The organism is Vibrio sp. 2130-1 (assembly GCF_033339515.1).
In genome coordinates this window covers 1-1,190 of sequence record NZ_JAWOUT010000069.1, presented here as the reverse complement: position 1 = coordinate 1,190, position 1,190 = coordinate 1, and the positions used below count along the sequence as shown (strand labels likewise).

Here is a 1,190-nt window from a genome sequence, read left to right as displayed (position 1 = left end):
TGTCTAAAGAAAAATTTGAACGTACGAAACCGCACGTTAACGTTGGTACTATCGGCCACGTTGACCACGGTAAAACAACTCTAACTGCAGCTATCTGTACTACTCTTGCTAAAGTTTACGGCGGTGTAGCTAAAGACTTCGCATCTATCGATAACGCTCCAGAAGAGCGTGAGCGCGGTATCACAATCGCAACTTCTCACGTTGAGTACGACACTCCATCACGCCACTACGCACACGTTGACTGTCCAGGACACGCTGACTATGTTAAAAACATGATCACTGGTGCTGCACAGATGGACGGTGGTATCCTAGTTGTTGCTGCGACAGATGGCCCAATGCCACAAACTCGTGAGCACATCCTACTAGGCCGTCAGGTTGGTATCCCATACATCATCGTATTCATGAACAAATGTGACATGGTTGACGATGAAGAGCTACTAGAACTAGTAGAAATGGAAGTTCGTGAACTTCTATCTGAATACGATTTCCCAGGTGATGACCTACCAGTTATCCAAGGTTCTGCACTAGGCGCACTAAACGGCGAAGAGCAGTGGGAAGCGAAAATCGTTGAACTAGCAGAAGCTCTAGATACTTACATCCCTGAGCCAGAGCGTGCGGTAGATCAGCCATTCCTAATGCCTATCGAAGACGTATTCTCAATCCAAGGTCGTGGTACAGTAGTAACTGGCCGTATCGAGCGTGGTATCCTAACTGTAGGTGACGAAGTTGCTATCGTAGGTATCAAAGACACTACTACAACTACATGTACTGGTGTTGAGATGTTCCGTAAGCTTCTAGACGAAGGCCGTGCAGGTGAGAACGTTGGTGCACTTCTACGTGGTACTAAGCGTGACGAAGTTGAACGTGGTCAAGTACTAGCTAAGCCTGGTTCAATCACTCCACACACTAAGTTCGAATCAGAAGTATACGTACTGTCTAAAGATGAAGGTGGTCGTCACACTCCATTCTTCAAAGGCTACCGTCCACAATTCTACTTCCGTACAACTGACGTAACTGGTGACATCCAGCTACCAGACGGCGTAGAAATGGTAATGCCAGGCGACAACGTACAGATGACTGTAGAGCTAATCGCACCAATCGCAATGGACGAAGGTCTACGTTTCGCGATCCGTGAAGGTGGCCGTACAGTAGGTGCTGGTGTTGTTGCTAAGATCTTCGACTAATTCATA

At 47.2% G+C, this 1,190-nt stretch carries 1 protein-coding gene; it reads left to right on the top strand.

Features of this window, described 5'->3' with window-relative positions; all coding sequences use genetic code 11:
• On the top strand, positions 1 to 1,184 hold a 1,184-nt coding region (tuf, locus tag R7Q09_RS24270), incomplete at its 5' end, for an elongation factor Tu (protein WP_017822038.1).
• Positions 1,185 to 1,190 lie beyond the last annotated feature (6 nt).